Annotated in this window: 15 protein-coding genes; 8 read left to right on the top strand and 7 right to left on the bottom strand. The window is 61.5% G+C overall.

The genetic code is table 11. The annotated features are described in order from the left end of the window. Positions 1-16: 16 nt before the first annotated feature. Entirely contained in the window at positions 17-919 is a 903-nt protein-coding gene (locus tag H9642_RS06030; protein WP_251835523.1) for a LysR substrate-binding domain-containing protein, read from the bottom strand. Between the two features lie 194 nt (positions 920-1,113). On the opposite strand from H9642_RS06030, the gene H9642_RS06025 reads away from it, so the two are divergent. The 4 genes from H9642_RS06025 to H9642_RS06010 all read left to right on the top strand — a co-directional run bounded on the left by H9642_RS06025 (position 1,114) and on the right by H9642_RS06010 (position 4,361). Beyond that, positions 1,114-2,535: an aspartate ammonia-lyase gene (locus tag H9642_RS06025; protein WP_251835522.1), complete on the top strand. Its 1,422-nt coding sequence runs from the start codon at positions 1,114-1,116 to the stop codon at positions 2,533-2,535. A 17-nt stretch (positions 2,536-2,552) separates the two neighbouring features. Continuing rightward, positions 2,553-2,693, top strand: a complete 141-nt coding sequence (locus H9642_RS06020) for a hypothetical protein (protein WP_251835521.1) — start codon at positions 2,553-2,555, stop codon at positions 2,691-2,693. 115 nt (positions 2,694-2,808) lie between these two features. Beyond that, the gene (locus H9642_RS06015) at positions 2,809-3,804 is read left to right on the top strand and encodes an asparaginase (protein WP_251835520.1); all 996 of its coding nucleotides are present in this window, start codon (positions 2,809-2,811) and stop codon (positions 3,802-3,804) included. Between the two features lie 101 nt (positions 3,805-3,905). Continuing rightward, a complete protein-coding gene (locus H9642_RS06010) occupies positions 3,906-4,361 on the top strand; it encodes a GNAT family N-acetyltransferase (RefSeq protein ID WP_251835519.1) in 456 nt (151 codons plus the stop codon). Between the two features lie 114 nt (positions 4,362-4,475). Here H9642_RS06010 and oadA read toward each other — a convergent pair whose 3' ends face one another. Both oadA and H9642_RS06000 read right to left on the bottom strand, forming a co-directional pair. Next, positions 4,476-6,284 carry a sodium-extruding oxaloacetate decarboxylase subunit alpha gene (gene oadA, locus H9642_RS06005; RefSeq protein ID WP_251835518.1) on the bottom strand — a complete coding sequence of 603 codons (1,809 nt, stop codon included), beginning with the start codon at positions 6,282-6,284 and terminating at the stop codon, positions 4,476-4,478. A 10-nt stretch (positions 6,285-6,294) separates the two neighbouring features. Continuing rightward, positions 6,295-7,710, bottom strand: coding sequence for an acetyl-CoA carboxylase biotin carboxylase subunit (locus tag H9642_RS06000; RefSeq protein ID WP_251835517.1), 1,416 nt, complete (start codon positions 7,708-7,710; stop codon positions 6,295-6,297). A 216-nt stretch (positions 7,711-7,926) separates the two neighbouring features. Here H9642_RS06000 and H9642_RS05995 point away from each other — a divergent pair, with 216 nt between their 5' ends. Next, positions 7,927-8,883 carry a LysR family transcriptional regulator gene (locus H9642_RS05995; protein ID WP_286010235.1) on the top strand — a complete coding sequence of 319 codons (957 nt, stop codon included), beginning with the start codon at positions 7,927-7,929 and terminating at the stop codon, positions 8,881-8,883. On the opposite strand, the gene H9642_RS05990 is transcribed toward H9642_RS05995, so the two are convergent. Together H9642_RS05990 and hexR are read right to left on the bottom strand one after the other, a co-directional pair. Next, complete coding sequence (locus H9642_RS05990; protein ID WP_251835832.1) at positions 8,880-9,041, bottom strand: PA3496 family putative envelope integrity protein; 162 nt, start codon at positions 9,039-9,041, stop codon at positions 8,880-8,882. The genes H9642_RS05995 and H9642_RS05990 overlap by 4 nt on opposite strands. A gap of 91 nt (positions 9,042-9,132) precedes the next feature. Next, positions 9,133-9,999: a transcriptional regulator HexR gene (gene hexR, locus H9642_RS05985; RefSeq protein ID WP_251835516.1), complete on the bottom strand. Its 867-nt coding sequence runs from the start codon at positions 9,997-9,999 to the stop codon at positions 9,133-9,135. A gap of 122 nt (positions 10,000-10,121) precedes the next feature. Between hexR and zwf the strand changes: the two genes are divergently transcribed. The 3 genes from zwf (at position 10,122) to trhP (ending at position 15,121) form a co-directional block, all read left to right on the top strand. After that, entirely contained in the window at positions 10,122-11,543 is a 1,422-nt protein-coding gene (gene zwf, locus H9642_RS05980; RefSeq protein ID WP_251835817.1) for a glucose-6-phosphate dehydrogenase, read from the top strand. A 310-nt stretch (positions 11,544-11,853) separates the two neighbouring features. Continuing rightward, positions 11,854-13,332, top strand: a complete 1,479-nt coding sequence (locus tag H9642_RS05975) for a carbon starvation CstA family protein (protein ID WP_251835515.1) — start codon at positions 11,854-11,856, stop codon at positions 13,330-13,332. Positions 13,333-13,762: 430 nt separating this feature from the next. Further along, a complete protein-coding gene (trhP, locus tag H9642_RS05970; RefSeq protein ID WP_251835514.1) occupies positions 13,763-15,121 on the top strand; it encodes a prephenate-dependent tRNA uridine(34) hydroxylase TrhP in 1,359 nt (452 codons plus the stop codon). Between the two features lie 16 nt (positions 15,122-15,137). Here trhP and H9642_RS05965 read toward each other — a convergent pair whose 3' ends face one another. Next, positions 15,138-15,839, bottom strand: a complete 702-nt coding sequence (locus H9642_RS05965; RefSeq protein WP_251835513.1) for a hypothetical protein — start codon at positions 15,837-15,839, stop codon at positions 15,138-15,140. 93 nt (positions 15,840-15,932) lie between these two features. Further along, positions 15,933-18,818 carry a putative bifunctional diguanylate cyclase/phosphodiesterase gene (locus H9642_RS05960; RefSeq protein ID WP_251835512.1) on the bottom strand — a complete coding sequence of 962 codons (2,886 nt, stop codon included), beginning with the start codon at positions 18,816-18,818 and terminating at the stop codon, positions 15,933-15,935. Positions 18,819-19,017: the final 199 nt, after the last annotated feature.

Below are 19,017 nucleotides of genomic sequence, written 5' to 3'. Positions count from 1 at the left end.
TGATGGGTATCGGCCTCTAATCGCTGGCGCCCCCGTCCAGCTTGCGCCACAACAACCGGACTCCGGCTTTGCGCACCAGTGAGCAGCGGTACAAGCGAATTTCCAGCGGCAGTCGCCAGGTCTCGTCACCGCATTCCACCAGCTCGCCGCGTTGCAGCTCGGCGTCAATACTCAGGCGCGGCACCCAGGCCACGCCCAGGCCCTGCAGGGCCATGCTCTTCAGGCTGTCGGCCATCGCCGTTTCGTACACCGTGGTGTAGCGCAACTGGCGCTGGCGCAGCAGTGCGTTGACAGAGCGGCCCAAGAAGGCACCGGCGCTGTAGGCCAGTAGCGGCACGCTCTGCCCGCTGTTCAGGTCATACAGCGGCGCCCCCTGGGCATCCGCTGCGCAGACCGGCAGCATTTCGTTGTTGGCCAGATGCAGCGAGGGGAAGATCTCCGCGTCCATTTGCAATGCGGCGTCCGGGTCGTGGAAGGCCAGCATCAGGTCACAGGTTCCTTCACGCAGAGCATGCACCGCTTCGCCCACGTTGGTCGCCACCAGGCGGGTGCTGGGGCTCAGCCCCAGCTCGCGCAGGCTGGCGATCCACTGTGGAAAAAAGCCCAGGGCCAGGGAGTGAGCGGCGGCGAATTGCAGCACCTCGCCTTTCGGGCCTTCCAGATGGTGCAAATGGCGCAGCACCTCACCGAGCTGCTCGACCAGGCTGCGCGCAGTGATCAGGAACAATTGCCCGGCCTCGGTCAGTTCCACCGGCGTTCGGGCGCGGTTGACCAGGGTCAGCCCCAGCGTTGTCTCCAGACTGCGTATGCGCCGGCTGAAGGCCGGCTGGGTCACAAAACGCTTCGCCGCCGCCTGAGAAAAACTGCGCGTAGTCGCCAGGGTGACGAAGTCTTCCAGCCATTTGGTTTCCAGATTCATGGGTTTTTGCGCTCCTTGTCCCACGTGCGACACCTTGACGCATCCACGTGCTGCGAATGCCAGAGAAAGTCACATGAACATTATGCCGTTTCGGCATGGGCCAGCGGTTAATGGCATTGGCCGCCGCAAGGCTACGACCCTTATTCTATGGGCACTGAGGCAAGTCAAGCCGTTTTCCGAGAATGTGTACCGTCATGTCCTACTCTGCATCATTTCGCGTAGAAAAAGACCTGTTGGGAACGCTGGAAGTCCCTGCCGATGCCTACTACGGCATCCAGACCCTGCGTGCGGTACATAATTTTCGCCTGTCCGGCGTGCCACTCGCTCATTACCCGAAGCTGGTCGTCGCCCTGGCTATGGTCAAGCAGGCCGCGGCCGACGCCAACCATGCGCTGGGCCATCTGCCGACCGTCAAGCATTCGGCAATCAGCGCCGCCTGCGCGCAGATCATCAATGGCCGGTTTCATGAGCAGTTCGTCGTGGATATGATCCAGGGCGGTGCCGGCACGTCGACCAACATGAACGCCAACGAAGTGATTGCCAACCTGGCACTGGAAGCCATGGGCAAACACAAGGGCGAGTACCAGTACCTGCACCCGAACAACGACGTGAACATGGCGCAGTCGACCAACGACGCCTACCCGACCGCCATTCGCCTGGGACTGCTGCTTGGCCACGATGCCCAACTGGCCAGCCTGGACAATCTGATCCAGACGTTCGCCGCCAAGAGCGAGGAATTCGCCGACGTGCTGAAGATGGGCCGCACCCAGCTGCAGGACGCCGTGCCGATGACCCTCGGTCAGGAGTTTCGCGCCTTCGCCACCACCCTGGGTGAAGACCTGCAGCACTACAAGTTGCTGGTCCCCACCCTGCTGACCGAGGTCAACCTGGGTGGCACGGCGATCGGCACCGGCATCAATGCCGATCCGCGATATCAACAGATGGCCGTCGCCCGCCTGGCCCAGATCAGCGGCCAGCCGCTCACCCCGGCCGCCGACCTGATCGAAGCCACCTCGGACATGGGCGCCTTCGTGCTGTTCTCCGGGATGCTCAAGCGCACCGCGGTGAAACTGTCGAAGATCTGCAACGACCTACGCCTGCTGTCCAGCGGGCCGCGCACCGGGATCAACGAGATCAACCTGCCGCCGCGTCAGCCGGGCAGCTCGATCATGCCCGGCAAGGTCAACCCGGTCATTCCCGAGGCCGTCAACCAGGTGGCATTCGAGATCATCGGCAACGACCTGGCGCTGACCATGGCCGCCGAGGGCGGACAATTGCAGCTCAATGTCATGGAACCGCTGATCGCCTACAAGATCTTTGATTCGATCCGCTTGCTGACCCGGGCCATGGACATGCTGCGCGAACACTGCGTGGTGGGCATCACCGCCAATGTCGAGCGCTGCCAGATGTTGGTGGAACAGAGCATCGGCCTGATCACTGCGCTGAACCCCTACATCGGTTACGAAAACGCCACACGCATCGCCAAGCTGGCCTTGGACAGCGGTCGTGGTGTGCTGGAACTGGTTCGCGAGGAAGGCTTGCTCGATGAAGCCTTGCTCGCCGAAATCCTCAAACCTGTAAACATGATCGCGCCACGCCTGGCGCCGCTGAATTAATCAAAATGGAGATTCCCATGCTTCCCCCCTCGCGCGCGCGCAACGTCGTACCCATGACCAGCGCAGTCCAGCCGCCAGCACGCTTCATGCCCATGCGGGGCGCCTTCACCACCCACAAGGCCTACCGCCCGGCCCCGGTCGGCACGCCGCAGGCCTGATTCCAGACTGCGCGAGGAGCACACCTTTTAGCGAGCAGTCATTTGCCTGCTCGCCCCTTGTAGATCGCTCATTGACGGGCCAGCATGCGTGCATTCACCTTGCCTGGATGCCGCCATGAACCCTGCCCGCGATTCCCTGCTGATCCTTTATACCGGCGGCACCATTGGCATGCAGATGAGCGCTGCGGGCCTTGCTCCGGCGTCCGGTTTCGAAGAGCGCCTGCGCGCCGAGCAGGCCGTGCATTCCGAATGCCGACTCCCAGACTGGCGGTTTCAAGAGCTGAGCCCGCCAATCGACAGCGCCAACATCACCCAGGCCCACTGGCTGGCCATGCGTGACGCCATCGTCAGCGCAGTCGAGCGCGACGGCTGTACGGGCGTGCTGGTCCTGCACGGCACCGACACCCTGGCCTATACCGCGGCTGCCTTGAGTTTTCTGCTCCTCGGCTTACCGGTGCCGGTGTTGCTGACCGGCTCGATGCTGCCGGCGGGCGTTGAGGGCAGTGACGCCTGGGGCAACCTGTTCGGCGCTCTTACACTGCTGGAACAGGGCATGACTCCGGGCGTGCAGGTGTTTTTTCATGGCCGCGTGCTGCATGGCGCGCGGGTCAACAAGCGCAACAGCCAAGCCTTCGACGCCTTTGCCGAGGCCCTGCGCGGAGTACCCGCGGCGCCCTGCATCAGCGTGCCGGCTGCGCTGGATTACCGGGTTGTGCGCCGCAACGTGAACCTCGCCGTGCTGCCGCTGTTCCCCGGTCTGCGCGCCGAACACCTGCACGCGCTGCTGGGCAGTGGCGTGCAGGGTCTACTGCTGGAATGTTTTGGCAGCGGCACCGGGCCGTCTGACAATCAACCCCTGCTGGACGCACTGCGCAATGCCCACCAACGGGGCGTGGTGCTGGCGGCCATCAGCCAATGCACCGAGGGCCGCGTGACCTTCGACACCTATGCCGCGGGCAGCCAACTGGCGGCTTGTGGCGTGATCAGTGGCGGGGCCATGACCCGCGAAGCGGCGCTGGGCAAGCTGTTCGCCCTGCTCGGCGCAGGACTTGAGCAGGCCGAAGCGGAGCGCTGGTTTACCCGGGATCTGTGTGGCGAACGTGCCGGCTAACCCGCCCGCCGCCCGGCCTTCTTGTCAGTTTGGCCGAACGGCAATTGCGCGGCAGGCGCGGCGCATTGCAGGATAAGCCCCTCTGTTGGAGGTGACTGCTCATGCCCACCCGTCTTGCCGTCGAAATCCGTCTGGTTGGCGACGCCGACCATGATGCCTGGCTACCGCTGTGGCAGGGTTATCAGCGCTTTTACATGACCGAGATTCCAGCCGAGGTCAGCGCCACCAACTGGCGGCGCTTTCTCGATCCGGCCGATCCGTTGCACGCCGCGCTGGCCTGGGCCGATGGCCAAGCCGTGGGGCTGGTGCACTGGCTGTATCACCGCTCCAGCTGGACCATCGGTGACTATTGCTACCTGGAAGACCTGTACATTGCCCGCGACCTGCGAGGACAGGGCGTTGGTCGCCAACTGATCGACTATGTCGAGGCCGCTGCTCGCGATAGCGGCTGCAGCAAGCTGTACTGGCTGACCCATGAAACCAACACCATGGCCATGCGTTTGTATGCGCGAGTAGCCGAGCGTAGCGGCTTTGTGCAGTACGCCAAGGCGTTGTAGCAAGAGCCCAGAAACAACGGGTGATCTCGCCGCAGGTACTCGCAGAGCTTCGGCCAGCCAAAAAAAAGGGGAGCATCATGCTCCCCAAGAGGTAATCGTTTAAAAAAGGATGAGTCAGCCCTCGATCTCGATCAGCGTCTCGCCCGGGTTGACGCGGTCGCCCTTGGCCACGTGCACGGCCTTGACGGTGCCGGCGATCGGCGCCTGCACTTCGGTTTCCATCTTCATGGCCTCGGCGATCAGCAGCGGCTGGCCCGCCTTGACTGTGTCGCCTTCCTTGACCAGTACCTCGACGATGTTGCCCGGCATGTTGGTGCTGACGTCACCCGGCGCGCTGGCCGGTTTGCGCTGGCCGGGGGCGCCGGCCACGAAGGTGTTGAGGGGCTCGAACACCACTTCCTCGGGCATGCCGTCGATGGAGAGGAAGAAGTGGCGCTTGCCCTCACCCTTGACGCCCACACCGGTAATATCCACGCGGTAGCTTTCACCGTGCACATCGATAACGAATTCGGTCGGTACGCCTTCGTCGCTGGCAACTGCGCCATTGCCGTTGGGGATGGGCAGCAGGGCTTCCGGCGTCAGGGTGCCAGCGGCGCGCTCTTCGAGGAATTTCCGCCCGATGTCCGGGAACATTGCGAAGGTCAGCACATCCTCCTCGCTTTGGGCCAGGCTGCCGATTTCCTCGCGCAGACGCGCCAGCTCGGGTTTGAGCAGGTCGGCTGGGCGCACGTCGATGAGCTCTTCACTGCCGATCGCCTGCTGGCGCAACTGTTCGTTGATCTGCCCGGCCGCCTTGCCGTAACCGCCTTGCAGGTACAGCTTCACCTCGTTGGTGATGGTCTTGTAGCGTTCGCCGGCGAGCACGTTAAAGAACGCCTGGGTGCCGACGATCTGCGACGTCGGGGTGACCAGCGGTGGGTAGCCCAGGTCTTTGCGCACCTTGGGAATTTCTGCCATCACTTCATCCATGCGGTGAAGCGCGCCTTGTTCCTTGAGCTGGTTGGCCAGGTTGGAAATCATCCCTCCCGGTACCTGGTTGACTTGCACACGGGTGTCGACCCCGGTGAATTCACTTTCGAATTGGTGGTACTTCTTGCGCACGGCATAGAAGTACAGGCCGATCTCCTGCAGCAGCTCTAGATCCAGACCCGTGTCGTATTCGCTGCCCTTGAGCGCGGCAACCATCGACTCGGTGCCCGGGTGACTGGTGCCCCAGGCCAGGCTGGAGATCGCCGTATCGATGCGATCGGCGCCATTTTCGATGGCCTTCATCTGGCACATGCTGGCGACACCGGCGGTGTCGTGGGAGTGCACCACCACCTCCAGGTGTGGCAGAGCTTCCTTGAGGGCCTTGACCAGCGTACCGGTGGCGTACGGGGTGAGCAGACCGGCCATGTCCTTGATGGCAATGGAATCGACGCCCATCGCCGCCATCTGCCGCGCCTGTTGGACGAAGGCTTCGTTGGTGTGTACCGGGCTGGTGGTGTAGCAGATGGTGCCCTGGGCATGCTTGCCGGCGGCCTTTACCGCTTCGATGGCCACGCGCAGATTACGCACATCGTTCATGGCATCGAAGATGCGGAACACGTCGATGCCGTTATCCGCCGCCTTGGCAACGAAGGCCCGTACCACGTCATCGCTGTAGTGCCGGTAGCCGACCAGGTTCTGTCCGCGCAGGAGCATTTGCAAACGGGTATTGGGCAGGGCAGCGCGCAGCTGACGCAGACGCTCCCAGGGGTCTTCCTTGAGGAAGCGCACACAGGCATCGAAGGTGGCGCCGCCCCACACTTCCAGCGACCAGTAACCGACCTGATCGAGCTTCGGGCAGATCGGCAGCATGTCTTCGGTGCGCATGCGCGTTGCCAGCAGGGACTGGTGGGCATCACGCAGGACGGTATCGGTAACGGAGATTCGTTTGCTCATGGTGTGTTCCTCACAGGCCTGCGTGGGCGGCAATGGCGGCGGCAATGGCCAGGGCCAGTTCGCCCGGCTTGCGTTTGATCGAGTAGTTCAGCAGTTCAGGGTGTTCGTCGACGAAACTGGTATTGAAATGTCCGCTGCGAAAATCCGCGTTGGCGAGAATCTGCTGATAATAGGTGGCGGTGGTTTTCACCCCCTGCACGCGCATGTCGTCCAGCGCCCGCGAGCCACGCGCCACCGCTTCTTCCCAGGTCAATGCCCAAACCACCAGCTTCAGGCACATCGAATCGTAAAACGGCGGAATGGTGTAACCGGTGTAGATCGCCGTGTCAGTACGCACGCCGGGGCCACCGGGGGCGTAGTAGCGGGTGATCTTGCCGAAGCTGGGCAGGAAGTTGTTGCGCGGGTCCTCGGCGTTGATGCGGAACTGTAAGGCGAAACCGCGGTACTGGATGTCTTCCTGCTGCACGGACAGCGGCAGCCCCGACGCGATACGAATTTGCTCGCGCACGATGTCGATGCCGGTGATTTCTTCGGTGATGGTGTGTTCCACCTGGACGCGGGTGTTCATTTCCATGAAATACACCTCACCGTCGGCGAGCAGGAATTCCACAGTGCCGGCGTTTTCATAGCCCACCGCCTTGGCGGCGCGCACCGCCAGGTCGCCGATATAGGCCCGCTGCTCTGGCGTCAGCTGGGGGCTGGGGGCGATTTCGATGAGTTTCTGGTTGCGCCGCTGGATCGAGCAGTCGCGCTCGAACAGGTGCACGGTATGGCCGAAGCTGTCGGCGAGGATCTGCGACTCGATATGCTTGGGATTGACGATGCACTTCTCGAGGAACACCTCGGCATTGCCAAAGGCCTTGGTTGCTTCGGAGATTACCCGCGGGTACGCGTGCTCCAGCTCCTCACGGCTGTTGCAGCGACGAATGCCCCGGCCACCGCCACCGGAGGTGGCCTTGAGCATGACCGGGTAACCCAGACGCTCGGCTTCCTGCAGCGCCTGGGCCAAGTCGACGACGTTGCCTTCGGTGCCGGGCGTGACCGGCACACCCGCCTTGATCATGCTGCGCCGCGCTTCGGTCTTGTCGCCCATGCGGCGAATCACCTCGGCGCTGGGACCGATGAATTTTATCCCACGCTCGGCGCAGATCTCTGCAAGTTCGGGGTTCTCAGACAGAAAGCCGTAGCCCGGATGCAGCGCGTCACAACCCGTGTCCACCGCCAGGTTGACCAGCTTGCGCGGGCTCAGGTAGCCACTCAGCGGATCCTCGCCAATGTTGTAGGACTCATCGGCACGCTTGACGTGCAGCGCATGGCGGTCGGCCTCAGAATAGACCGCCACGGAGCGGATGCCCATCTCGGCACAGGCCCGCACGATGCGGACAGCGATTTCGCCGCGGTTGGCTATCAGGATTTTCTTGATCACGTGTGTTGTCCTCGACCCGTGAACTGGCGACCCCTGGCGGGGCAATAATGGGTTTCACCCTACGCCTGTACACCTGATTAATGAAAATCAATATTTGTTTGAATCGCGATAAGTAAAAGCTTATACGTTAGGCGGCAATGCACCGACAGCTCCCTGTCCATGGGCACTCGAGACTCGACAACCTGCTTCAAGGCGACCGAAGGTCAGGAGAAATATATGCGCAAATCGCTGTTGCGTATGACGCTGCGGCAAATGACGGTATTTCGCGCAGTCTGCGACAACCGATCGTACAGCCGCGCCGCCGAGGAAATGGCCCTGACCCAACCGGCGGTGAGCCTGCAGATTCGCCAGCTTGAAGAGCTGATCGGCCAGCCCTTGTTCGAATATGTCGGCAAGAAGCTGTACATGACCGACGCCGCCGAGGCGTTGCAGCATGCCTGCCTGGATATCTTCGGTCGCCTGGAAAACCTCGACATGCAGCTTTCGGAGCTACAAGGTTCGCTCCAGGGACAACTGCGCCTCGCGGTGGAGTCCAGCGCCAAATACTTCATCCCCCACCTGTTCGCCGCCTTTCGCCAGAGCTACCCAGAGGTGAGCCTGCAACTGGCCGTGGTCAATCATGCCCAGGCGATCAAGCGCCTGAGCATCAACCGTGACGACCTGCTGATCATGGCCATGGTGCCGACCGGCATGGAGCTGGAGTTCTTCCCGTTTCTGGACAACGCGATCATCGCTGTGGCGCGCCCCGACCATCCCTTGCTGCGCCGGGGTCCCCTGCAGCTTCAGGACCTGACCGCCTACCCGCTGTTGCTGCGCGAGGCTGGCTCCGGCACCCGGCAGGCCACCCAGGAGTATTGCCATCAGAAACGCGCGCACTTCCCGCAGACACTGGAAATCGGTTCCCTGGAAGGCCAGCGCGAAGGGGTGATCGCCGGCCTTGGCCTGGCCCTGCTGCCGCGCCACGCGGTGCGCCGTGAACTGGACGGCGGCGCATTGGTGGAACTGCCAGTCGCCGAACTGCCGCTGATGCGCAGCTGGTGCGTGGTGCATCCACGCGGCAAGCACCTGTCGCCGGTCGCGCAAACCTTCTTCGAGTTCGTCCGCCAGCAGCGCAGCCAGATCGGCGAGCTGGTGGGTCGCTTTCAGGCGCTGCAGCCTGGGCCGGTGGATTAACGAGAGGAATACAGGAAATCGGCCAAGCCCACGCTGAGCCGGCGCTGCTCCCAGTACTCTTCAATGGCCCGCCGGTAACGCATGCGGCGCTGGTCTTCGAGCCGGCGGCGGGCCTTGGTATCCAGCGGGTGCGGATAGTGGAGAGATTGACAGGACATGGCGGCACTCCCAGCACAATGCGGAAGTTGCACTCTGACAAGCCTGCATGACGCTTTGAGGGCAGGACGATAACGATGCGGTGACGCCCGCTCAGTCCTCCTGAGCTTTCACCGCTTTAGGCGACAGACGCAGGGTACGCAGGCTGCGTTTGACGCTCTTCAGGTGATTGACCAGGTCCGGGCCCCGAGCCATGGCAACGCCCATGGCCAGCACGTCGATCACCACCAGGTGAGCGATGCGCGAGGTCAGCGGCGTATAGATCTCGGTGTCTTCCTGCACGTCGATGGCCAGGTTGACGTCGGCCAGTTCGGCCAGCGGCGTCTGTCCAGGGCACAGCGTGATCAGCGTGGCGCCGCTTTCGCGCACCAGATTCGCGGTGGTCAGCAGGTCCTTGGAGCGCCCGGACTGGGAAATGCAGATCGCCACATCACCAGGCTTCAGGGTCACCGCAGACATCGCCTGCATATGCGGATCGGAATACGCCGCGGCGGTGAGCAGCAGGCGGAAGAATTTGTGCTGAGCATCGGCGGCTACCGCGCCGGAGGCGCCAAAGCCGTAGAACTCCACACGCCGCGCCTGGGCACAGGCCGCAATGGCGCGCTCCAGCGCCTGCGTATCGAGCCGTTCGCGCACTTCCATCAGGGTATGCAGGGTGGTGTCGAAGATCTTCAGGCTGAAGTCGGCGATCGAGTCGTTCTCGGTGATGGCGAACTGACCGAAACTGGCGCCAGCGGCCAGACTCTGCGCCAGTTTCAGCTTGAGATCCTGGAAGCCGTTGCAGCCAATGGCCCGGCAGAAGCGCACTATGGTCGGCTCACTGACGCCCACGGCGTGGGCCAGATCGGCCATCGAGCTGTGCATCACCACTGCGGGATCGACTAGAACATGTTCAGCGACCTTGAGTTCGGATTTACGCAGCAGGTGACGGGATTGAGCGATGTGTTGCAACAGATTCACGGGCAAGACTCGGTTATGATCGGCACCAGCCGGGTTGTAGTGGTTTTGTAGTTATACTACAAGACACATCGCCCGCCCAGTAAACCGACTTTGGGAGCCGTGTGGTGATCCCTCCTTGCGATATGCTGGTTTTTGGCGGCACAGGTGATCTCGCCCTGCACAAGTTGCTGCCGGCGCTCTATCACTTGCACCGCGATGGCCGTCTACCTAAAGACATGCGCATCCTGGCATTGGCACGCAAATCCTTGAGCCGCGCGGCCTACCAGGCGTTGGCCGAGCGCCATTGCCGCGCCCAGGTGGCGCGTGCCGATTTTGATGCCGACACCTGGCAGCGCTTTGCCGAGCGACTCGACTACCTGGCCATGGATGCAGGTCAGAGTGCTGACTACGGCCGCCTGGCACGTCATTTAGGGCAGTCCTGCCAACGTGGGCGCATCTACTACATGGCTACTGCCCCGGACCTGTTCGAGGATATTGCCGCCTCGCTGGGCACCGCAGGGCTGGTCACCGAGGACAGCCGGATCGTGCTGGAAAAACCCATCGGCCATTCGCTGGCATCGGCCCAGGCGATTAACGCGGCCATTGGCGCCGCCTTTGCCGAACCGCAGATTTTTCGTATCGACCATTACCTGGGCAAGGAAACCGTCCAGAACCTCATGGCGCTGCGCTTTGCCAATGCCCTGTTCGAGCCGGTGTGGCGTGCCGGGCACATCGACCATGTGCAGATCAGTGTCTGTGAAACCCTCGGCGTGGAAAATCGCGGCGCTTATTACGACCGCGCCGGCGCAATGCGTGACATGGTGCAGAACCATCTGCTTCAACTTCTGTGCCTGGTGGCCATGGAAGCCCCGGTGCGGTTCGATGCCGAAGCGGTGCGCAACGAGAAGGTGAAGATTCTCGAAGCGCTCAAGCCCATCCAGGGGCTCGACGTCCGAGACAAGACGGTGCGCGGTCAATACGGCGCCGGGCGGATTGGCGGGCATGACGTGCCCGCCTATTACTTCGAGAAAAATGTAGATAACGACAGCGACACCGAAACCTTTGTTGCGCTGCAGGCGGAAATCGACAACTGGCGCTGGGCCGGCGTGCCTTTCTATCTGCGCACCGGCAAGCGCTTGGCGAAAAAAACCTCGGAAATCGTCATTCAGTTCAAACCGGTGCCCCATCACCTGTTCAAGGGCGATGAAGCCAACCGGCTGCTGATTCGCCTGCAGCCGGAGGAGCGCATCAGCCTACAACTGATGGCCAAGACGCCGGGCAAGGGCATGCACCTGGAGCCGGTTGAGCTGGATCTCAACCTGGCCCAGGCCTTCCAGCAGCGCCGCTGGGATGCCTATGAGCGCTTGCTGCTCGATGTGATCGAAGGCGACTCGACCTTGTTCATGCGCCGCGATGAAGTAGAAGCCGCTTGGCAGTGGATCGACCCGATCCTGCAGGGTTGGCAGCAGCATTACCAGAGCCCGCGCAGCTACCCGGCCGGCAGCAGCGGTCCGGAACAGGCCCACAGCCTGCTGGAGCTGGGCGGGCGCGAATGGTTGGGCTAGCACATCCATTTAATAATCACGCGCGTGCCGCAAACCGTAACGAGAGCTCAGTTAGCCCTATACCCGCCTGTTTTTTGTCCGGATCCGCTCTCTACCCGCCACCGTTCACCGCGCCTTGTTGTGAACTGGAGCGCAACAATCTCACCCTGATACCAAGGCGCAGCCCCTTGCTGGTACGGTTCGTTTGGCCCGCGCTAGGCTTCAGGGGTGCGGGCGACCATAGGCTAATATCCAGAGCAAAAAAAATCCTATTAGCATATGAGGTTCTAAAAAGAGCAGCCGGGCTTAACTCCCATAACGAGGTGCATAAATGCTCATTTTCTTTGCCAGCCTTGCCATACTTTTACTCGGCTACAAGTTCTACAGCCCATTTGTTGAAAAACAAGCGGGTATAGACCCAACAGCCATAACACCTCAACAACGCTTGCATGATGGTGTTGACTACGTTCCCATCAGCCCCGCGCGGGCTTTTTTGATTCAGTTTTTGAACATCGCCGGGATTGGTCCCATTTTCGGCCCTATTCTTGGGGCCCTGTACGGTCCGATCGCGCTGGTCTGGATTGTCATAGGCAACGTGATCGGCGGTGCGGTGCACGACTATTTTTCTGGCGTCATGAGCCTCAAGGAAAACGGCAAAAGTCTGCCGGAGATTGCAGGCAACTATTACAACGTGATTTTCAAAGGCTTCATGCTGGTCTTCACCTGCATGTTGTTGTTTTTTGTGGGTGTGGTTTTCATCATGAGTCCGGCGGGACTGCTGAGTAACCTGTCGTATTTCGAGGGCACATTACTGGCGGGCAATACGTTCTGGGTATTGGTCATTCTGGCCTACTATTTCTTCGCGACCTTGCTGCCCATCAATAAGATCATCACCAAACTGTATCCGCTGTTTGGTTTGCTGATGATCGTGATGACCAGCCTGGTTGCTCTGGCGGTGCTGTGGGAAGCTCCCCACTTGCCCCAGATCACTGGTATTTTTTCCTATTTCAGCGGCGATCATGCGCATGATTTCCTGGTTCCCAACCCTGATGGCTTGCCTGTATGGCCGTTGCTGTTCCTGACGATCACCTGCGGCGCTATTAGCGGTTTCCACTCCACGCAGTCCCCGATGATCGCCCGCTGTCTCACCAATGAGAAATATGCTCGTCCGGTGTTTTATGGCGCGATGATGTGCGAAGGCATCGTCGCTTGCGTCTGGGCAACTGCCGGGATCGCCACGTTCCCCGGCGGTTATGTAGAACTAAAAGCCATGCTGGCCCAGGGCGGACCGGGTTTGGTGGTTAATCATATCGCCACCAGTTACCTGGGCGTCTTCGGTGGTGTTATGGCGATCCTGGCGGTGGCCATCTTCCCGATCACCTCCGGCGATACCGCATTCCGCTCGCTGCGCCTGACGATTACCGATGCATTCAATATCAGCCAGTCCGCCATGCACAGACTGGCTCTGGCGGCGCCGCTGCTGGGCGTGGCGTATCTGATGACGTTCCTGGACTTCTCGCTGATCTGGCGCTACTTCGCCTTCTCCAACATGCTGCTGTCCACCAGCGTGCTGTGGCTGGCAACCAAGTATTTGTTGGACAGGGGCAGCTTCCACTGGATCGTCAGTATTCCCGCCGTTATCGGTACTTCTATAACCATTTCTTATATCGCGACGGCCGGTATTGGCTTCAGCTTGCCGATGACCTACGCCAAACCGATAGGTATCCTGATCGCCATAGCGTGCCTCATCGGCGTTGTCATTCAGCATAACCGGAACAATGCCAACGCTTATGCGGGGCCGGAAGTGTAATCCGCCGAGAACACTCGGCAGCACTCGCCGAGCACACGGGGCGAACTCGAAAGAGTTCAGGCCCCGCTGTGCTTAACAGGGCATGACTCAAGACGAGCGGCGTTTCTGGGTTCACGTATTTGTAGTCAAATCAAGTCCGGTGTCCTCGACTCAGCGGCCGCTTGTTGCGACCCACCTTCGGAATGCAACAGGCCATTGAAAAGCGTAGGCGAGGCAGCCCAGACGAGACGCAACGCAGTAACAACCGCGCGATTCGATCAGAGCATCATGCTGGCGATGCCCAAGGCCTGCAGGCAACAGTAGCAAAGCGACAGACGCGCGCCGCCCGACAAGCGCGTATGCCGGCGCCGTGACGGTCCGCGCACCCTGCGCCAGAACGTGCTTTACCGTAGAATCCCCCACGTTTTGTCCGCCATCTGGGTTTCTTGCCATGTCCAGCGTCTTTCGCCCCGAACTGCTTTCTCCCGCAGGGACCCTCAGGTCCATGCGCTACGCCTTCGCCTATGGCGCCGACGCGGTTTATGCCGGCCAGCCGCGCTACAGCCTGCGGGTGCGCAACAACGAGTTCGATCACGCCAACCTGGCGCTGGGCATCAATGAAGCACATGCGCAGGGCAAGCAATTTTACGTGGTGGTCAACATCGCGCCGCACAACGCCAAGTTGAAGACCTTCATCAAAGACCTGGAGCCGGTGGTCGCCATGGGCCCGGATGCACTGATCATGTCCGACCCGGGCCTGATCATGCTGGTGCGCGAGCATTTCCCGCAGATGAACGTGCACCTCTCGGTGCAAGCCAATGCGGTGAACTGGGCCAGCGTCGAGTTCTGGCGTCAGCAGGGCTTGACCCGGGCGATCCTGTCCCGTGAGTTGTCGCTGGAGGAAATCGGCGAGATCCGCGAAAGAGTGCCCGGCATGGAGCTGGAAGTCTTCGTCCATGGCGCGCTGTGCATGGCCTATTCCGGCCGCTGCCTGCTGTCGGGCTACATCAACAAGCGCGACCCCAACCAGGGCAGCTGCACCAATGCCTGCCGCTGGGAATACAAGGCCCACGAGGCCAAGGAAAACGAGCTGGGCGAGGTGGTCCACCAATACGAACCGATCGCCGTGCAGGCCGTGGAACCAACCTTGGGTGCGGGTGCGCCCACCGACGAGTTGTTCCTGCTGGAAGATGTCAGCCGCCCCGGCGAGTTCATGGAAGTCAGCGAGGACGAGCACGGCACCTACATCATGAACTCCAAGGATCTGCGCGCCGTGCAGCACGTCGAGCGCCTGGTAACGATGGGTGTGCATTCGCTGAAGCTGGAAGGGCGCACCAAGAGCCATTACTACGTGGCGCGCACCGCCCAGGTGTACCGCAAGGCCATCGATGACGCGGTGGCCGGTCGGCCGTTCGACAGGTCGCTGATGGATACCCTGGAGTCCCTGGCCCACCGCGGCTACACCGAGGGCTTCCTCCGCCGCCACGTACACGATGAATACCAGAACTACGAGCGCGGCTTCTCGCTCTCCGAGCGTCAGCAGTTCGTCGGCGAACTGACCGGCGAGCGCAAAAACGGCCTGGCCGAGGTCAAGGTAAAGAACCGCTTTGCAATTGGCGACCGTCTGGAATTGATGACGCCGCAGGGCAATTTGAATTTTCAGCTCGAAGCCCTGGCCAACCAGCACGGCGAACAGCGCGACGTGGCGCCGGGCGACGGCCACACCCTGTACATTCCGGTGCCGGAGGAAATCGATCTGCAGTACGCCCTGCTGATGCGCGAACTGCAGGCCAGCCCGGCTCGCCGCTGAGACTGCGCGCAGCCGGTCAGCTCGGTACGGCAGGCTGCGCGCGGAGCGAATCGAGAACCAGCAGCTTTGCCCGCAGCCGCTCCGGCAAATGCTCGCGCAACGCACCGCCGCTTTTTTCCATCAGCAAGGGCAGCAGCGCGACCAACGTCTCCAGCGTCAATCCACTGCAGACATTGCCCTGTCGTGCCAACGGCAGGCCGCTGAGCACCTCGGCGGCCAGGACGAAACTGTCGGTACTGGCTGCGGCTTCGGTGAGGGTGCGCAAATAGCCGGCCGACAAACCGCGCAAACTCTGCATGATCAGCTGCATATTGCCCATATGTCGGGCGATATACAGGATGGCCGTGGGGTCATTGAGCCCTAGAATCATCAACTTGAGCTGGTGCGCAGTGAGGCATTCGGCATAGCGCGCGGCCGTGGCGAACTGTTTATCGGCGCACAGTTGGCGGGCAACCCGCAGGTGCAACTCGTCAGGCAGGCTGCGATAGGTGTTGAGAATCGCGCGAGGATCGAGATGCTGGGTCACCTGTGCGGCGAAGTCGCTGGGCAGGGCGATGATCAGTGGGCGTAACTGACTGTCCGGCAGATGCGGAGCCAACCAGGCGGTGCGTTGCGCGCCAAGCCGACGCAACAACATGACCTTGAGTTCCAGCGGAGCCAGGCCTTGCCAGGCCAACAAAGTCCGCCATCCGAAACCAAGCGTGGCACGCGTATCCATGCGTGAGTCCTTTGTCGGGGAGTCCAGGCTTTAGAATGGCACGGCACCAGCATTGTGCCGCCTAACTTTGCGCCGGCGCCCCTGAGCTCACGACTACGCCATGCTCGGCGAGGCTGCGTGCGCGCGCAGAACTCGTACGAAATCCAGCGCCTCGATCGGTCGGCTGATCAGGTAGCCCTGGATTTCATCGCAGCCCTGCAGCCTGAGGAAGTCCAGTTGATCCTGGGTTTCGACTCCCTCGGCCACCACCTTGAGTTCCAGGTTGTGGGCCAGGGCAATGATCGCCCGCGTAATCGCGGCGTCCTCGCCGCCCTGGGACAAGTCGCGGATGAACGTCTGGTCGATTTTCACGTAATCGACTGGAAAGCGTTTGAGGTAGCTGAGTGACGAATAGCCCGTGCCGAAATCATCGATGGCCAGCTTGATGCCCAGAGCATGCAATTGATGCAAGGTGGCGATGACGCTTTCGACGTTGTCGAGCAGCTGGCTTTCCGTCAGCTCCAGTTCCAGTAGCCGAGCCGGCAGGTGGGTTTCTTCCAGCACCTGGCGGACGATGCTGGTCAGATTGCCCTGACGCACCTGATGAACAGAAACATTCACCGACACGCGCACATCCAGCCCCTGCTGATGCCAGGCATAGGCTTGGTTGACCGCCTGACGCAGCACGAACTCGCCAATGGCGCCGATCAAGCCGGTTTCCTCCGCCAGGGAAATGAACTCGCCGGGGCCCACCAGGCCACGTTGCGGGTGCCGCCAGCGCACCAGCGCTTCGGCTCCCCCAATACTGTCATCGGCCAGATTCAGCTTGGGCTGATAAAACACTTCCAGCTCGCCATTCTCGATGCCTTTGCGCAACTGCGTTTCCAGTTGCAGGCGCTCAAGAGTCGTGACCTGCAAATTGTCGGTGTAGAACTGGAAGCAGTTCCCGCCCAGGTGCTTGGCATGCTGCATGGCCATATTCGCCTGGCTGATCAGCGGCGACAATTCACGGCCGTTATCAGGAAACAGGCTGATGCCGATGGAAGCGCTGACCACCAGTTCGTGGCCATCGATGGTCAGCGGTTTGCGCACTGTGGCAAGCAGGTTGCTGGCCAGCCGGGCCAGAGTCGCCAGGCTCGGATAACCATCGACAATGAGCGCGTATTCATCACTGCTCAAGCGCGACACCGTATCCGCTTCCGGTACCGCCTGGGTCAGGCGCTGGGCCATCCGGCGCAGCAGCTGGTCGGCGATGTCATGACCCAGGCTGTCGTTGAGGACCTTGAAACGATCCAGGTCGACATGCAGCAGGGCCAGACGGCTCGCCGCAGAGCGCGAACGCTGAATCGCGTCGTGCAGACGTTCGCGGAATAGGGTGCGATTGGCCAATCCGGTCAGGTTGTCGTAGTGAGCGAGGTAACGCAGGCGCTCTTCCGTCTGGTGGCGCGTGGTGAGGTCGGCGAAGAAACCCACCACTTGGGCGATACGCCCTTGCCGGTCGCGTACCGTGTTGAGCTGCAGCCATTGCGGATACAACTCGCCGTTCTTGCGGGTTTCCATCAGTTCGCCCTGCCAGCGGCCATGCTGCATCAGATGCTCATGGATCTGCTGGTATTGGAGACGCGCCTCATGGGTGCTGATCAGGCGAATCACGCTCTGGCCGAGGACTTCCTCGCGGCGATATCCGGTCATCTCGCTGAAGGCCTGATTGACCGCCAGCACATGGTACTGGGCATCCAGAATCACGATGCCCTCGCTGGCCGCTTCGAATACCGTGCCGGCCAGGCGCTGTTCTTCCTCGCGATGCTTGCGTGCGCTGATGTTGCGCCGGGTGCCGAGCATGCGCTGCACCCGACCGCGGGCATCGCGCTCCATGGCCCGGCCACGGTCCTCGACCCACACCCAATGACCATCGGCATGGCGCACGCGGTATTCGACCGCGTAGCCGTCGGTGCGCCCGCGCAAGTGCGCGGTCAAGGCACGCAGCAATAAGGGTCGATCCTTGGGATGCAGCAGCGGACGCAAATCTTTGCGCATGTTCAGCGTGCCGCTCTGCGGCAGGCCGAACAGCTCCTGCAGTTTCGAGTGATGCACCGCGTCGGTGCGCAGGTCCCAGTCCCATAGCCCCAGCTCGCTGGCTTCCAGGGCCATGGCCAGGCGCGCCTGGCTCTTGCCTAACGCATAGGTGGCCTCGTCCAGCTCGCGGGTACGCTCGCTGACGTGCGCTTCCAGCTGGTCATGGGCACTGCGCAGGCTCCGCTCGGCCAGTCGGCGCTGTTCGACTTCGCGTGACAGTTTGCGATTAAGGGCTTCGGCCTGCCGTTTGGCCTCTTCCTGCCGCTCCAGCAAGGCCTGGTTGTGGAAACGCTGGATCAGGCTGCGCTGCACCAGTCGGTTAACCTGCCAAGCCACCACCAGCATCGCGACCAGCAGAATCAGACACAGCTTGCCCCAGCCTTGCTGCATCTCGTGTTCGCTGAACATCAGATAGACCATTGACGGCAGCAGGCAGGGCAGAACAAAACTGAGCAGTGCCGCGAAGCTGACGGCATACGCAGCGGAAGCGCAAGCCACCGACGCGGCAATCAGACCGTACACCGGCACTTGCTGGTAGAAGCTGTCGGCGGGAACGAGAAAAATGACGGCAAAACTCAGGGTCAAACCGGAGGCGCCGGCCCCGAGCAGGAACATGCGGTGCCAGTAGTTTTCTGCCTGACGTATCGCCGGAGCCCGATCGAAGGCGCGCATCTGCAGCAGACGCAATGCCGCCAAGGCGCTGAGCCAGACCAGCCAGCCAATCAGGAGCAGCTTGTGTTCCTGGTTCCACAGCAAGAATGCGCACGCAATGCCACACAGCAGCATGAACAGCGTCGGCAGGCGAGATCCCGCATACAACAGACGCGTTTTCTCGATACCGATGGGAGTAGCGTAATGCTGCTCGATGGCCTGGCCCGAAAGCGATGCCGAGAGCGGTAGAACAGTGGTGATAGGAGCGGTCATAGGCGCTTTTCGAATAATTGGTTGCCTAGGCTTCGCCGAGCATACCCGAGCCCATGACGATGCCCAACACTACAAACAGTCTATTAGTACTGAATCCTGCTAATGAGGGTTTACTGACACTGGGCAGCTATTTTGCACGAATAGCCTCTCCGGTCAGCGCGACGGTTTGCCCCGTCACGCGCGCGCCCCTAGAATGCCG

The organism is Serpens gallinarum (assembly GCF_014836765.1).
GTDB classification, from domain to species: Bacteria; Pseudomonadota; Gammaproteobacteria; order Pseudomonadales; family Pseudomonadaceae; genus Serpens; species Serpens gallinarum.
The sequence above is the reverse complement of the archived record's forward strand: the minus strand, read 5'-3'. Positions and strand labels throughout refer to the sequence as shown.

Bases quoted from the DNA above. Each gene is read 5' to 3' on its own strand.
- H9642_RS06030 (WP_251835523.1), bottom strand. From the start codon at position 919: ATGAATCTGGAAACCAAATGGCTGGAAGACTTCGTCACCCTGGCGACT.
- H9642_RS06025 (WP_251835522.1), top strand. From the start codon at position 1,114: ATGTCCTACTCTGCATCATTTCGCGTAGAAAAAGACCTGTTGGGAACG.
- H9642_RS06020 (WP_251835521.1), top strand. From the start codon at position 2,553: ATGCTTCCCCCCTCGCGCGCGCGCAACGTCGTACCCATGACCAGCGCA.
- H9642_RS06015 (WP_251835520.1), top strand. From the start codon at position 2,809: ATGAACCCTGCCCGCGATTCCCTGCTGATCCTTTATACCGGCGGCACC.
- H9642_RS06010 (WP_251835519.1), top strand. From the start codon at position 3,906: ATGCCCACCCGTCTTGCCGTCGAAATCCGTCTGGTTGGCGACGCCGAC.
- oadA (WP_251835518.1), bottom strand. From the start codon at position 6,284: ATGAGCAAACGAATCTCCGTTACCGATACCGTCCTGCGTGATGCCCAC.
- H9642_RS05995 (WP_286010235.1), top strand. From the start codon at position 7,927: ATGCGCAAATCGCTGTTGCGTATGACGCTGCGGCAAATGACGGTATTT.
- H9642_RS05990 (WP_251835832.1), bottom strand. From the start codon at position 9,041: ATGTCCTGTCAATCTCTCCACTATCCGCACCCGCTGGATACCAAGGCC.
- zwf (WP_251835817.1), top strand. From the start codon at position 10,122: ATGCTGGTTTTTGGCGGCACAGGTGATCTCGCCCTGCACAAGTTGCTG.
- H9642_RS05975 (WP_251835515.1), top strand. From the start codon at position 11,854: ATGCTCATTTTCTTTGCCAGCCTTGCCATACTTTTACTCGGCTACAAG.
- trhP (WP_251835514.1), top strand. From the start codon at position 13,763: ATGTCCAGCGTCTTTCGCCCCGAACTGCTTTCTCCCGCAGGGACCCTC.
- H9642_RS05965 (WP_251835513.1), bottom strand. From the start codon at position 15,839: ATGGATACGCGTGCCACGCTTGGTTTCGGATGGCGGACTTTGTTGGCC.
- H9642_RS05960 (WP_251835512.1), bottom strand. From the start codon at position 18,818: ATGACCGCTCCTATCACCACTGTTCTACCGCTCTCGGCATCGCTTTCG.